We start from the raw sequence: 15273 nt of genomic DNA, 5'->3' as shown, positions 1-15273 counted from the left end.
TATTTCATTGTTTTACAATTTTGTCAACTGGTTTTAGACAATAAATTTACAGCCATAAGCTTGGCAGCCATGTCGTAACAGCTGGCACATATGCAATGATAAGAAGCGCTATTAACGCAACCAGGACAAATGGAATAACGTACTTCGCCAGTGTTTCAAATTTTACTTTTGTAATAGATGATGCGATAAATAACACAGTTCCAACAGGCGGCGTGATTAAGCCAATCGCTAGATTAATAGACATAATAATCCCAAACTGAATAGGGTCAATGCCATAATTCACTGCTACTGGAAGCAAAATTGGCACCAAAATAATAACGGCAGCCATTCCTTCAATAACCATGCCTACTAGAAGGAACAAAATAATACAGATAAATAGGAATACGTACACGTTATCTGTTAGTGATACCATAAATTCCGATAGCTGCTGCGGCACTTGTTCAAACGACAGAACCCATCCAAAGATCGTAGCCATCGCAATAATAAACGTCACAATCGACGTGTACATCGCCGTGTTTAAAAAGATTTTCGGAAAATCTTTTATCTTTAATTCTTTATACAGTCCGCCACCAATGACCATCGCTAAAAAACTGGCTGCTGCGGCAGACTCTGTCGGCGTGAACATGCCGCTTAGTATCCCAAAGATAATAATGAACGGAATACTAAGTGAAGGAAGCGCCACAAAGAATGCTTTTATCAATTCTTGAACTTTCACACGATTATGTTTAGGAAAATTTTCCTTTACAGCCATAAAAGAAATCAGTATAACAAACCCAATCGTCAGTAAAATGCCGGGGATTATCCCGCCAATAAACATGTTTCCAATCGACACTTCTGCCGTAACACCATAAATAATAAACAGCAAACTTGGCGGTATAATCGGCCCAAGCAATGATGACGCTGATGTTAGTGCCGTACTGAATTCTTTGTTGTAGCCTTCTTTTTCCATTTCAGGCACCATAATACGGCTCATCATAGCAGTCTGTGCATTAGCTGAACCAATAATAGAGGCTAAAAACATATTTGTCACAACGTTTACGTAAGCCAAACCGCCTCTGAAATGTCCGACCATGTCTTTGGCAAATCGTATCAGCCTTGTCGTAATGCCGCCTTTGTTCATTAATTCACCGGCTAAAACAAATAAAGGAATAGCCAGCAGCCCATAGTTTTGAATACCACCGGTCATACGCTGCGGTATCGAAAGCAGCAGCTCAAGGTTGTCTGTTTGAAAAATGTAAAAAACAGTCGAGACGCCCAGAACATAGGCAATCGGCAAACCAATAAGAAGCAGTACAGCAAAAACTGCGATAAAACCTAGTATCATGTTGATTCCCCCTCTCCTGCTTCACTGGCTGAAACCTCTCTGTTTTTCAATTGTTTTATTATATTGTTAAGGGAAAAAACGGCCATAATTAACATGGACACTGGAAAAATCATAAACGGTATCCACAGCGGTATTTCCAATGACGCGGATACGGCTTCCAAAATGCTGGACGATAACAGCCATATCGTTCCAAACCATAACCCTAAAAGAGAAAACAAAAAGATAATCAACTGCAAAATGATATTTAAAACGGTCAGGCTTTTACCGTTCATTCTGTCTTTTACCAGTGTCAATGCGACCATGTCATTTTTATGAATACCTAAAGCTGCTCCAAGTAATGTTATCCACACTAACAAATACAGAGCTATCTCATCTGTTCCGATGATGGGACTTTGCAAAATATATCTCGAAACAAAAGCTAAAATCGTAACGACTGCTATTGCTCCGACGCTAATCATACAAATGACTTCTACTGCTTTGGACATACCTTTTATAAAGCGTTGAAACCAGCGATCGATGTGATGCACCATGGCTTGTCTCACTCCTAGCGGTCATATTCTGAGATTTCTTTGGCTTTATCTATGAAATCTTGTATATAATCGTTTCTCTCTCCATAATCCTTATGAACTTTCTCGGCCACTTCATAAAAGGGATCAAGATTTTCAATGTTACTGATTGTTCCGCCTTGTTCTTCAAAATCTTGCATATAATCTTGTTCCATTTGAATTACCATTTCTTTATTTGCAGCAATGGCTTTTTCTAGTGCGTTATTAAATATTTCTTTTTCTTCTTCACTAAAGTCGTTCCATAGTTGTTCGTTCAATAAAACTGTCCCTGGCCACGTCATGTGGTTCAGTGGAGTAAAATAACTCCCAATATCGTTGTAGGCGTTATTCATCATCAAATCCAGGTCAATATCAATGGCATCCACTACTCCCGTTTGAAAGGAGGTATACAAGTCAGCCGCTGGAACCGGTGTAGGGCCTGCCCCGGCTTCTTGCCAAAAATCAGTAATAGCTGGGCTCGGACTGATCCGAAGAGGCACACCTTGTAAATCTTCTATCGATTCAATTGGGCCATTCTTTGCCAGCACATGGCGCATGCCTGCGAAAAAATACCCTTTGCCTTCTACTTGATCGAGTGTTTCAAAAAGAGCGTGGGCTTCTTCTGTTTGAGCCATTTCAAAAGCATCTTCATGGTTACGCATAATAAAAGGCATAGTCCAAGATGCGAAAGCTTCAGAGTGACTGTTAAGTTCAGCCCCAACCAACACCGATAAGTCAATTGAACCTACTTGTAATTGCTGATACATATCGTTTTGATTCCCTAATGTTCCTTGCGGGTAATAATCAAATGTCCACTTCCCGTCCGTTGCCTCGGCCACTTCTTCTTCAAGAACAAGCAAGCTTTGATGCCAGACATGTCCTTCAGGCACGATGTGAGCGGTTACAAAGTTTCTTTCTTTGATCCCCTCTTCATTGGATTCATTTGTTTCATTGTCAACAGACGAAGAAAAACTACATCCAACAAGTGTCATCGTTGTTAAAAAAAGCAGCACGCTACCGTGTAGTAATCGTTTCATGTGTTCCCCTCCTGTTCATACGGCTGCGATTCTTCATTGACTATATAGTGAAATTAGTACACTATATAAAATAGGGTATATGTAACCCCTTCCAAATGTCAATCTATTTTTGCATATCACGATGAACAGATTCATGATATGCTACCATGAAGTGAAAGGAGGGAACAGGGCTTGGACTACACGAAAAAAACATTCAAAAAAGCCGAAATGATTCAATCCCTTCAAGTTGGCTTGTCCATTATTGAAGTCATTTCGCAAAAAAATAGGCCGCTTAAATATAATGACATTTACAAAGAACTTTCTATTTCCAAAAATAACCTTTATAAATATTTAAATACGTTAACAGCACTTGGCATGCTGCATCGAAACCCATTCAGCGGAGAATACTTCATTGGACCAAAGCTGGCTGAGTACGGCTTTCAAGCAATTGACCAAGAAAATATTATTGAACAAATTACCCCTTATTTAAAACAGCTTCGCGATGAAACAAATGAAACGGTTCTTTACGCTTGTAATACAGAACAAGGACCACTGGTTGTAAAAATGCTGCATAATACACAAACGTTAAATGTCGGTGCACAAATCGGAACACGGCTTCCTCTGTTTTCTTCTACTGGCAAACTAGTATACACGTATCCAACGGAAATAATGGAAGAGTGGAAAAAAGAAGAGTTTGCTAAATTAGACAAGACGCAGCAAGAGGAACTGTTAACCGATCAAGCGCATATTGAGCAACATCGTGTTGCGTTTGCCAGTGAACCAATTACTCCATCCGTTTCTTCGGTAGCCGTACCAATTTTAAATTTCAATCAGTTTGTTGTTGGAACAGTTACTGTTGTTGGTTTCACCCACCGCATTCCACAAACACTGGATGATCCAATGACACAATTTATAAAGCAAAAAGGCATGGAAATGTCCAGCTTTTTGGAGACCTCTCACACATAACAAATAAAAAACCAGCCTTCTCCGTGAAATGAGTAAGGCTGGGTGCTACAATAGGAGTTATGCATACGATGGTGCGGTTTCTTCAAGCATAGAAATAAGGTGGTACAGCATGTGATTATATGGAACATCAATATGATAACGCTGTGCTTTTTCCACAATCGCACCATTTAAAAAATCAACCTCTGTTTTTCGGCCATTTTTCACGTCATGGTACATAGAAGACATATGATGTCCGGACATAGAAGGATCAAAGACGCCGCGTATCATACGCAGCATGTTCTCTTTCTCTAATATCACTTCTTCTGCTTTTGCCACGGTAATGATCTCCTCTACCAGCGGCTCGATTAATTGATCAATGCGAGAGTACCCTCCTATGGCGGCAACCGTATTTTGCATTAATGTACATAACGGATTCAGCACAGAGTTAAAGGCGGCTTTCTGCCAAATACTTTTCATCACGTCTTGTGATAGTGCCGCATGGATATTGGCATGATTAAATGTATCAATAAGATGTAACAAAGCTTCTGTATCATTTCCATATATTTGCATTATTTCTGTATCTCCAGAGCCCAATGCTTCTACTTGTCCCGGCTTTAACAGCTTAGCAGCAAACGTTGTTACGCCCGCAAATATGTTTTCTTTTGGCATTCTTTGTTCAATGACGTCAATATTCCCAAGACCGTTTTGCAACGTCAGAACCTTGACATCCGCCCCGAGTAAATGCTGGCATTTACAAAGCATGTCTTCTGTTTGCATCGCTTTTGTAAAAAGAATGAAAACATCCGGCTTGCCGTAATAATCACGTGGATGACTCGCTTCTATCGTTATGGTTTCTTGCCCGCTGTCATGCACTACTTCTAATCCTTTGTTTTGAATGGCGCGGACATGCTCCTGCCACATATCCAGCAGTACCACGTCATTGCCTGCACTATGAAGCATAAACCCAAAACGGCTGCCCATTGCTCCCGCACCAGCAATTGCTATCTTCACTACAGATGCCCCCTTATATGTAATTTCTGATCAGAGACGCTACCGCATCTTTTGCCCGCTGAAAACGCTCGGCTTCTTCACTGGACAACATCCATTCATGAACTTGTTGTATACCTTGTTTATTCACTGTTACCGGCACGCCCAAACTAACGTGGCTTACGCCGTACTCTCCTTGCAACACACTCGAAGCGATGGTATCTTGTCCATTATCTTGCAGCAGTTTATCGACGAGCACTCCTATTCCATAAGCAGTCGTCCACCCCGTCGTTCGATTGACGTTTAATTGGTTAAAATCTTGAAACCATGTTTGCAGCATCTGCCGGATTTTTTGTTGATCAAAAGCGTCAACCGAAAAAGGTTCATTGTTTCGTTTCACCCGGCTGAACACTGGAACTTGAGCGTCTCCGTGCTCGCCAAGTACACTAGCTTCAATGTAATCATGACGGGAAAAGGACAGTACACGCCGAATCGCCCATTCAAAGCGGAACGAATCGTTTAACGTATAGCCGATCAGCTGCCGGCGTGAGAAATGAAACGCTTCATGTAAATAATAATTCAACACATCTACCGGATTTGAAGCAGTGATAATGAGAGCTTCCGGCGCGTACTTTTTAATAGATGTTCCAAACTCGCGAAACAATTGGATGTTTCCGTCTAAAAATTCCTGCCGGGACTGAACGTTATTACGGTTGGGAATACCGGCTGTGATTAAAACAATATCTGTATTTTCCAGATTTTGATTATCTCCACGATATATCTCTTTATGTGGATATGCATTTTGCAAATCCATCACGTGATTATCTAAAAGATTTTTATTCACATCGATTAAGCCTATTTCATCAATGGCTGGATGCGCAGCCAGCTGAAAAGCACAAGCCGAACCCAGCGTACCAGCACCGCCAATAATGGTGACCTTATTCACCGGAAAACCTCCTTTTTAGAAAGGCACAAGCACCTTGACCACGAGTTACAAGTCCTGCAGGGCCGGCCATACGGAAAGCTGTTCTTTGCTTTCCCTGGACGGACCGAAGGAACCTCGAGCGAGTAGGCGCTTGTGCTAGACAATGAAAGGCATAAGCGCCTTAAACATCAGAAACTAAGAGCGTCTCCTCCTGTGACAACGCCGAACTGGCTTTAACAGGAGGTGCTGACTTTTGTGCTGCGAACAGGACGTTCACGGTTTTAGCAAAAGCTCCTCTTTATCATGTGCACTTATGCCAAACAATGAAAACGCTAAATATTTACACTCTCCTGCTTTGTAAAAAGCTGCCCTTCGTGAAAAGGACAGCCAATGTGCACTACCATAACGGGAACATCACTAATATAGGAATATACGTAATTAACAAAAGTGCAACTATTAATGACATAATAGAATATCCAGATCGAAACGCTGTGTTAAACAGTTTTGTTTTGGCCGTATCCGTCGCTACGAGCAATGTGCCCCCAAATGGTGGTGTACACATACCAATCGCTGTGTTTACAATCACAATAATGCCAAACAGCACCGGATCGATCCCCAGCGCATTAATCACTGGCAAAAACATTGGCACAACAATAACTAAAATAGCAATGGTATCCATAAACATGCCAAAGATAAGTAAAATAATGTTAATAATTAATAAAATGACAACTGGATTTTCAGAAACGGTCAAAAATCCTGACACGAGAGCACTTGGTATATTTTCATATGCCAGTACATATGCAAAAAGGGAAGCGTTTGCAATAATAAACATAATAGTCGCTGTCGTTTTGGCCGAATCTAAAAAGATTCTGCCGAAGTCCTTTATGTTCAATTCCTTGTAAATAAACATTCCAATCAAAATAGCATACACGACAGCTGCTACCCCGGACTCTGTTGGCGTGAAGATTCCAGAGAAGACACCGCCAATTAAAATAACCGGAGTTCCCAAGGCCCACAACGACCGGAACAGCGCGCTCCAAAACGTTTTCCATTCAAACGGCTCTCCGCTGCCGCGGTACCCTTTTTTTCGGGAAACGAGATACGTAACAATCAATAAGGCTCCGCCGACAATAATACCGGCCGGGATTCCAGCTGTATATAAATCAGAGATAGAGACACCTGCCAAGCTTCCATAGATAATTAATGTTACACTTGGCGGGATAATGACCCCCATTGGACTTGCTGTCGACACGACAGCTGTAGCAAAGTTACGGTCATATCCTTTCTCTACCATTGCAGGTATCATCAGTGTGCCTAAAGCTGCAGCTGTTGCAATTGAACTTCCCGAAATAGCAGCAAAAAACATACAAGCTAAAACCGTTACTAATGCTAAACCGCCTGTACTGCGTCCTAGTACAGAATTAGCTAAATCGAGAATCCGCTGGGCCAAGCCGCCTGTTAACATCAAGTTTCCTGCTAGAATAAAGAAAGGGATTGCCAGTAAGGAAGAAACATCAATACCAGTAAACAGCCGTTGTATAACAATCATTGGTGTGATATCGGCAAATAGTATGTAGAGCATGGACGACATGCCAATCGTAATTCCTAACGGCACACCTAATAAAAACAAAAGAATAGTCATTCCAAAAAACAAAGCTACCATACTAGTTAGTCACCTCCTCTTCCTTTTCTTTTTTGCCAATTCTAGCTACAAGGTGAATAATCATTATAAGTGCTGCAATGGGCAGTACAATGTAGACGTATCCCATGGAAATTCCCATGTTGACAGATAATTGGTGCCTGACAATACTAAGCGTTTCAAAGCCAACGATGACAATAAACACTGCATAAGCCATCATCACAACCCACTGTATTGGAGCCAGCCACTTTTTTAATGAAGGCTTCCAGTCTTCTAGTATCGATACAGTAATGTGGCTGCGGTCTTTAATGGCTGCAGAAGCTCCTAAAAACACAAATGCAATCATCAAAAACCTGGCCATTTCATCTGTCCAAACGAACCCGCCTTGAAACACAGAACGGGCAATAATTTGAGCAGCCAGTATCCCTGTCATCACAATTAAAAAGGTTGTGATAATAGCACGGACAAACCGATCAATCCATTCACTAATTCCGTGTATGACCTTCAATAGATGTCACTTCCCTTCTATATGAGTACCGTCTAGCCGGCTTTCACAGCGTAATCATTACTCAGCCAAGGCTTGGATGTCTCTTAGCATGTCACTTCCGTGTTTATCAATCCACTCTTCATATACACCTTCTACTTGTTCTTGAAAAGGACCTGTATCTACTTCGTGAATTTCCATGCCTTCTTCCAGTAAAACCTCTTCGTATTTTTCCTCATTTACTTCATTTTCCGCGTTCGTTTTCGCCAGCGCCTCTTCCGAAGCTTCCATGATCGCTTGCTGGACATCTTCCGGCCATGATTCAAACCGGTCTTTACTCGCCATCAGAAAACCAAATGCAAAGTTTACTCCTGTTTTTGATACATGGTTGTTAACTTCATATACATTTTCGTCATAAACAATATCGATTGTATTTTCTTGTCCATCAATGGCGCCTTGTTCTAAAGCTGTATAAGCATCTCCAAAATTCATGCTTTGCGGACTAGCGCCCAATGCTTCATACGCATCGACATATACAGGACTTTCGATTACTCGCAGCGTGACTCCATTTAAATCATCTGGTGTTAAAATTGGACCCTTACTCGTTGTAATATGCCGATACCCTCTAGCCATCGTTCCCAGTGTCTTAATGTTTGCTGCTTCTGTCAGATTATTGTGTTCTTTTAACACATCCGACTCTAGAAATGCGTTTACATGGTCCCAGTCTTCAAACAGATAAGGAAGGTCTAAAACAGCTGCTTCCGGAGCAAATCCTGATACAGGAGGCCCCGAAATCATCCCTAAATCAATCGTGCCAAACTGCATCGATTCCAGCAGTTCACGATCAGTGCCTAACTCCCGGAAAGGATAAATATCAATTCGCACTTCACCGTTTGTCTTCTCCTCGACTAATTGTTTAAACCGAAGAGATGCTCTATGATAATTCGTTTCTTCTGGCGTCTGGTGTCCTAAACGTAACACAAGAGCATCATCGTCTGTTTCTTGCTGGGCAGCCTGATTAATATCCGCTGTAATTGGACTGCCGCTGGCTGCTTCTATATCCTGATTTGGATTAGAATACCCTCCACACCCTGCGGCAATGATTACGATAAATAGTAACGCTGCGCTGAAAAATAAACGTTTATGCATCATCGGGGCCTCCCTTGCTGCAGACTTTTTTGTTTAAAAAGGATATGATCTATTTTCTTTTTGCGTTGATACCCACTTCATTACCGTAAATTCATCAACAACCCATGGATTTCCAAACCGTCCGACACCGCTTTGTTTGTTACCGCCAAACGGAACATTAGGGGCATCATTTACTGTCTGGTCATTAATATGTGTCATTCCAGCGTCCAAGTCGAGCGCATACTGCTGTCCTTTTTCTAAATCACTAGTGAAAATAGCCGAACTTAATCCATGATCGGTATCATTAGCCAGCTGCACTGCTTCTTCATTCGACTGCGCTTTAATAATTAAAGCAACAGGACCAAACAATTCGCTTTGAGCGATTGGGCTGTTATTATCGACATTGGTAAAGACAAACGGAGTTAGCACATTTCCTTCTTTTTTGCCTTCTACCGCCAGCTTTGCTCCGCTTTGTTTCGCTTCTTCTACAAGACCTAGCACTTTCTCCATCTGTGTTTGATTAATGAGTGGTCCAATAACAGTCTCTGGATTGCTTGGATCTCCATATGGAAGCTGTTTTACCTTTTCTGCAAATTTTTCTGTAAATTCTTCATATTTATCTTCATGAACAATTATACGGTTAATAATCATGCAGATTTGTCCTTGATGAACAAACTTACCAAAAACAGCCGCCTGCACTGCCTGGTCCACGTCTGCATCCGACATCACAACAAACGGACTGTTGCCCCCTAATTCAAGCGCCACTCTTTTCAAGTTTCTTCCGGCAATCTCTCCAATGTGTTTTCCTACTTCGGTCGATCCTGTAAAACTAATAAGTTCTGCTGCAGGATTAGTCAGCATGTCATCACCGATTTCAGGTATGTCGGTAATAATCATGTTAAAAACGCCTTTTGGCAGACCTGCCGCTTCAAAAGCTTTCGCTAAAATAACCCCTCCGGTTAATCCGACTTGAATATCTGGTTTATGAACGACACTATTGCCAAGTGCAATAGCAGGAGCGATCGTTCTCATTGATAGATTCATTGGAAAATTAAATGGTGAAATAGACGCTATAACTCCTAAAGGAAGGCGGTGAATGTGATTTACTTTGCCTTCTATTGCTGCCGGGACTTCCTTCACTTCATCCAGCTCGCCGGCATAGTTTAATGCTTCCTCTAACACTTCTAGCGTTAAATGCAGCTCAATATTTGCTTTCAGTACTGTACCGCCCGTTTCATGAACAATCGTTTGAACAATATCGTCTTGATGATTTTTTAAATAATCAAGTGATTTTTGTATAACTTCCTTTCTTTCTTCGGTCGTCGAAGCTGCCCAGCTTTTTTGAGCATCTGCGGCTGTTTCAAACGCCTCTGCGAGCTGGGCTTTGTCAGCTAGTTTAAACGTTGTAATAACAGAATCATCAAACGGATTGACATTTGTATACGTGCTCGTACTGTTTCCTTCCACCCATTCCCCATTGATATAGCTTTTGTTCCAATTTTCAAAACGTTCCATCCATAATCACTCCTTTTGATTTCATTTCACATTTGTATTTCAAATGAGGCTCTGCTGCATGTTGAACGCAAGAACTGCCATCCCTCACAGAGCTTCAAATTAAAACGCTTACAAGAAAGACCAAAGATAAAGAGAGCGACTGCAACAGTTCACTTCCTTTACCTTACCGTTTATTGTTTTCACATGAAAGAATAGTTTTCTTCTATATGAAACATTTTTATAAACCATGTACATACGTATGTTTTTGACTTTTCTCTTCTTCTTTAATAGCTGGAAGATAGACATCAAGAACAGCGGAACGTCCTTCCTCAACCGCCGCCATCGCTTCTTTTAATGCTTCTTTTACATCTTTTGGATCTTTCACTGTTTTAGCAAAAGCCCCTCCTGATGCTTGTGCTATACCAGCAAGGTCAGCATGTGGTTCAAAGTCTACCCAGTAATTATCTGTTTGATAGGCTGTTCCTTGCGGGTGCACTCCCAGCGTAGAAAGTTTAGGAGACTTCCAGCCGCGATTGTTATAGATAACCGTTAAAAACGGAAGGTCATATTTTCTTGACATCCAATGGACTGTAGAAGGCACACTAAACATATAAGAACCGTCCCCGGTCAAATTCACGACCTTTTTATCTTTTGCGGATAGTTTCACCCCTAGAGAAGCACCGCCGTTCCAGCCGAGTGATCCGCCGCCGCTTCCGATAATAGAGCCGGGCTTTGTTCGCTGCAAATGCCGATAGATTGTATCAAAGTTAGAAATTCCTTCGTTTACCACAATGGTATCGTCATCAATCGCTTCACGGATGCAGGCTGTTAAGTACTCCGGCGTAATAACATTTTCTTGATAGACTTCTTTTTCATCTCTTTCTTTACAAAGCTGTTGATGATAACGAGTGATACGCTCCCAGCGTTTCGCAATAACACCTTCATCTATGCCGCTCTCAATCAAACGTTTGTTTAATTGCGAGAGAGCTGTTTTCGCATCGACCTGGTACATTTCTTCTGCTGAAACATACCACAACGGCATGGATTCTTTTAACGGCTCCTCATCGAAATAATAGATGGTACTCGTATCAGACGGCTTATTTTTTGTTGGTATCCAAGGCACATCACTATCAAATACGAGCACCACATCAGCCTTTTCAAGCAGTTCGTGCTGAGACGGTTCATTCCATTGGTAGCCGCAGTGCATTGGATGATCTGCTGGAAAATTCATATAGTTCGAAACGGATTCGATGACAGGAACAGCATACGTTTCGCTAAACTGAACCAGTTCCTTTACCGCTTCTGTGTTTTTGCCAAGGTACGATGTAACAACCACTGGATTCTCTGCCGTTTTCAGCACATGAACCACTTTGTCTACCTCTTCTGGAGGCATAGCGGCTGGAGAAACTGGTTTCCATTTATCTGCCTGCACCGCCGCTGGCTCTGTTTCCTCTTCCATCACTTCACGCGGCCCCATTAAATAGACCGGACCCTTTGGCTGGCTTTTCGAAATTTGTAATGCTCGGTGAACAAGCTGTTTTACATTTGCCCCCGTGCGGATTTCATTATCATATTTCATGTAACCCCTTACAATTCCGCGCTGGTCTGGAACATCTTGAATCCAGTGAATAAATTCGTTTCGGCTTCCCGGCAGTTCTCCCTCTTGCGTGTAAGGAGAGGCTCCTGCAAAGATTAGTACCGGCACTCGGCCTTTATAGGCATTGTGAAGTGCTCCGCCTAAATTTTGTGTTCCGCATTCAACATGTACTAACACCGCTTGGGGTTCTCCAGTTACTTGAGCATAACTGTGAGCTATGCTCAATGCTACCATCTCGTGCGGACACGTGATAACTTTTGGCAGCGGCTTCCCTTCTTGTTTGGCTGCAGCCAAACTCTCAATAATGCCTGGATGATCACTTCCCAAGTTGGAAAAAAGATAAGATACTCCTGCTTCCTGCAATGCTTCTAGAAAAGCCGTGCTCGTTGTATAAGAATGACTCATATGCACACACACCCTTTATTAGCTTACCAATCTATTGTCTTCATTGTATCTTGCAATTAACAATAGTACAATACTATTATAACTATAAAAACGATAGTTTACGTCTATGATAAAGGATGATCCCCGTGGAATTGCGTTTGCTTGAATATTTTATTGTTTTAAGTGAAGAGCTGCATTATACAAAGGCAGCGGAGAAACTTGGAATCAGCCAGCCTACATTAAGCCAGCAAATTCGGCTGCTCGAAAAACGCATCGACGCCAAGCTCTTTTATCAAAAAGGAAAAAAGATATATTTATCAGATTCAGGAAAAGTCTTGCTGTACCGTGCCAAACGAATATTCTATGAACTGCAGCAAGCAGAATCAGAAATACAAGAAATTCACGATGTCAAACGCGGAAAAATAACCATTGGCTGTTCTGGCAATCACCTTCTGCACAATGCTATTCTTTCTTTTCATGAGCAGTTTCCTGATATCGAGCTGTCCATTATTGATACAACGACAGAAGAAACAGTAGATAACATTTTGCATGGCTCCTTTGATATCGGTGTTGTATTTCTGCCGGTTCACGATGGGCGCATGCATTGTATTCCTCTGTTTACATCCGAATTGTTTTTAGTTTGTTCAAAAGAACACCCCTTGTCCCAAGAAGCAGAAACGTCTTTGGCACGGATTGAAAAAGAAAAAGTATTTCTGCTCCAAAAACATTATGCCTTGCGCCAAAATGTTGATGCGTACTGTCAGCAAAAGGGATTAACAATCCATCCGCTCGTTGAACTATCAGATACGTTTTCTTTATTAGAAATGGTCGTCAACAATAATGGCGTCACCATCCTGCCCAAATCCTATGTGGAAAAAATGAATGACCGCAGAGTCCAGCTCGTCCGTCTCAACGACCCTCTTCCGAAAAAAGAAGTCGGGGTGATTTTTCAAAAAAATACTTTCACTCCAGCAGCAAGCAAGGCGTTTATCGACCACTTGCTTGCTACGTACAAAGTGAAAGCAGCGTACTAACTTTCTTCCTATTTGGACGGCTGTAAGTGGGCTGCTTCTTTTCTCAGCGGCCCTTTGGAAATTTTGCCTGAAGGAGTTGCCGGCAGCGATTCTCTGACTTCTAAAAATTCCGGCACCTTATATTTAGCAAATCCTTTTTCCAACAGGTACTGCTTCATTTCTTCAAGGTCAAATGACTTGTTTTCACGCAGGGAAACATAGGCACAGCCGCGCTCCCCAAGTCTTGGGTCAGGAACACTGACAACAGCGGACTGTTGAATATTTGGATGCATATTTAATGCCTCTTCTACTTCGGATGCATGGTACTTTAAGCCGCCGCGATTAATGGTATCTTTCGTTCTGCCAACGAAATGGAGATAGCCTTTTTCATCGAGCCACCCTTGGTCTCCGGTTAGGAAATACCCAGATTCTGAAAACGCCTCTTTTGTCGCGGCTTCATTCTTATAATATTCCTTGAACAAACATTCGCCTTTAAATGCTATTTCCCCTGTTTCGCCTCGTGGAACTTGTTCATATTGATCATTGACGATTATTACTTCTCCTGCTGGTGTCGCCTTTCCAACTGTTTCCCATGCATAAGACGGATTATCATCCGGCCTTGTAAATGTACCGGCGCACACTTCGGTCATCCCCCACTGCGCTCCGACGCTGCAATCAAGCAGTTCACGCAAATCTTTTACCATTTGCGCAGGGATTTTCGTTCCCCCTGTTAAAATCAAACGCATCTTCACATCCGCGCGGTCGATAGTACGAAGGTGATGAATCATATCAATTAAATGTGCTGGTGCAGCAATGAAAAAGCTAATGCTATCTCTTTTTAACACATCAATCACCGTATCTACTTGATAATCACGGTATAAATATTGCTTGGCGCCATATTTCATTCCAATAATAATCATAGGCAAAGAAAACATATGACAAAGAGGCGTTACACTAAGAATGGTATCTTCTTCGGTTACTTTGTATTCCTTTCCATTCATCAAATGAGCCGGGACAAACGTTTGAAACGTATGAAGAACTGCCTTTGGGTTCGATTCTGTACCAGATGTAAACATAATTACTGCCGGATCGTCCATAGAAGGGAGGTTCTGCTCCATGTCTTCTTCCGCAATACCAACAGGGTCTTCTTTCATAAAGGAATAAAAATTAATATGATCCGTTTCTTCCGACGCTCCCGTAATAATCGTGTGCTCTAAGGCTGGCAAGCTTTCTTTTAGTTCTGCCGCTAATGCATCGTGGCGAAACCCTTTTAATTGATTAGTGGTAATCAACGCTTTCGTCTCACAATGTCCCAACATATACGACAACTCGTTTTTTCGATAATTTGGACTTAGTGGATTAAAAACAAGTCCAGCCCTTGCTGCAGCAAGATGAGCAATAACGAATTCCCACGTGTTCGGCAGTTGTACGGCAATCACATCGCCTTTTTTCAAACCAAGCTTTAAAAAATGTTTGGCTACTCGCGCGGACAGCTTGTCCAGCTCTGCAAAAGTAAACTGATTTTTCCCATCAAATAAGGCGGGACGCTGCTGATAACGACTGGCAGCCTCGGTTATTAATTCGTGAATCGTCAGCGCCGTTTCCGGTGTAGCATTCAAACTCATATGCATCCCCTCCGCTAAATGTGTTAACGCTTTCAAAGACTTCAACAACATAACTCTTCTTTCCAGAAGAGACCTTCACACATCACATTCTTAAATTAGAGAACTAAATTATCTATATTTTATAATAGTAGTTTTTTAAAAATTGTCAATACTGCTATTATCATTTT

The 15273-nt window shown here is 41.8% G+C and carries 13 protein-coding genes; 2 read left to right on the top strand and 11 right to left on the bottom strand.

The features are described 5' to 3' along the window. Positions 1–46: 46 nt before the first annotated feature. Genes BLT18_RS03365 through BLT18_RS03355 form a run of 3 tightly spaced genes read right to left on the bottom strand, consistent with a single transcriptional unit; the run spans position 47 to position 2906 of the window. Positions 47–1324, bottom strand: coding sequence for a TRAP transporter large permease (locus BLT18_RS03365; RefSeq protein ID WP_091271225.1), 1278 nt, complete (start codon positions 1322–1324; stop codon positions 47–49). Beyond that, a complete protein-coding gene (locus tag BLT18_RS03360; protein ID WP_091271223.1) occupies positions 1321–1854 on the bottom strand; it encodes a TRAP transporter small permease in 534 nt (177 codons plus the stop codon). The genes BLT18_RS03365 and BLT18_RS03360 overlap by 4 nt, the downstream gene beginning before the upstream one ends. A 14-nt stretch (positions 1855–1868) precedes the next feature. Then, positions 1869–2906 carry a TRAP transporter substrate-binding protein gene (locus BLT18_RS03355; RefSeq protein ID WP_091271222.1) on the bottom strand — a complete coding sequence of 346 codons (1038 nt, stop codon included), beginning with the start codon at positions 2904–2906 and terminating at the stop codon, positions 1869–1871. Positions 2907–3077: 171 nt separating this feature from the next. Here BLT18_RS03355 and BLT18_RS03350 point away from each other — a divergent pair, with 171 nt between their 5' ends. Continuing rightward, positions 3078–3851: an IclR family transcriptional regulator gene (locus BLT18_RS03350; RefSeq protein WP_091271220.1), complete on the top strand. Its 774-nt coding sequence runs from the start codon at positions 3078–3080 to the stop codon at positions 3849–3851. A 57-nt stretch (positions 3852–3908) separates the two neighbouring features. On the opposite strand, the gene BLT18_RS03345 is transcribed toward BLT18_RS03350, so the two are convergent. The 7 genes from BLT18_RS03345 to BLT18_RS03315 form a co-directional block, all read right to left on the bottom strand. Beyond that, on the bottom strand, positions 3909–4841 hold the full coding sequence (locus tag BLT18_RS03345; RefSeq protein ID WP_091271218.1) for a ketopantoate reductase family protein: 933 nt from the start codon (positions 4839–4841) through the stop codon (positions 3909–3911). Between the two features lie 13 nt (positions 4842–4854). Then, positions 4855–5763: a malate dehydrogenase gene (locus BLT18_RS03340; protein ID WP_091271216.1), complete on the bottom strand. Its 909-nt coding sequence runs from the start codon at positions 5761–5763 to the stop codon at positions 4855–4857. A gap of 376 nt (positions 5764–6139) precedes the next feature. After that, the gene (locus tag BLT18_RS03335) at positions 6140–7405 is read right to left on the bottom strand and encodes a TRAP transporter large permease (protein WP_091271215.1); all 1266 of its coding nucleotides are present in this window, start codon (positions 7403–7405) and stop codon (positions 6140–6142) included. A 1-nt stretch (position 7406) separates the two neighbouring features. Beyond that, entirely contained in the window at positions 7407–7889 is a 483-nt protein-coding gene (locus BLT18_RS03330; protein ID WP_091271213.1) for a TRAP transporter small permease, read from the bottom strand. Between the two features lie 57 nt (positions 7890–7946). Then, positions 7947–9017 (bottom strand): TRAP transporter substrate-binding protein, encoded by a 1071-nt coding sequence (locus BLT18_RS03325; protein WP_091271212.1) that lies wholly within the window; start codon positions 9015–9017, stop codon positions 7947–7949. Positions 9018–9047: 30 nt separating this feature from the next. Next, entirely contained in the window at positions 9048–10508 is a 1461-nt protein-coding gene (locus BLT18_RS03320) for an aldehyde dehydrogenase family protein (RefSeq protein ID WP_091271210.1), read from the bottom strand. 217 nt (positions 10509–10725) lie between these two features. Beyond that, entirely contained in the window at positions 10726–12489 is a 1764-nt protein-coding gene (locus tag BLT18_RS03315) for a thiamine pyrophosphate-requiring protein (RefSeq protein ID WP_091271208.1), read from the bottom strand. A 125-nt stretch (positions 12490–12614) separates the two neighbouring features. Here BLT18_RS03315 and BLT18_RS03310 point away from each other — a divergent pair, with 125 nt between their 5' ends. Then, entirely contained in the window at positions 12615–13502 is an 888-nt protein-coding gene (locus BLT18_RS03310) for a LysR family transcriptional regulator (protein WP_175487357.1), read from the top strand. Positions 13503–13510: 8 nt separating this feature from the next. Here BLT18_RS03310 and BLT18_RS03305 read toward each other — a convergent pair whose 3' ends face one another. Further along, positions 13511–15106 (bottom strand): class I adenylate-forming enzyme family protein, encoded by a 1596-nt coding sequence (locus BLT18_RS03305; protein WP_091271205.1) that lies wholly within the window; start codon positions 15104–15106, stop codon positions 13511–13513. Positions 15107–15273: the final 167 nt, after the last annotated feature.

The organism is Alteribacillus persepolensis (assembly GCF_900099605.1).
GTDB lineage: Bacteria > Bacillota > Bacilli > Bacillales > Marinococcaceae > Alteribacillus > Alteribacillus persepolensis.
The sequence above is the reverse complement of the archived record's forward strand: the minus strand, read 5'-3'. Positions and strand labels throughout refer to the sequence as shown.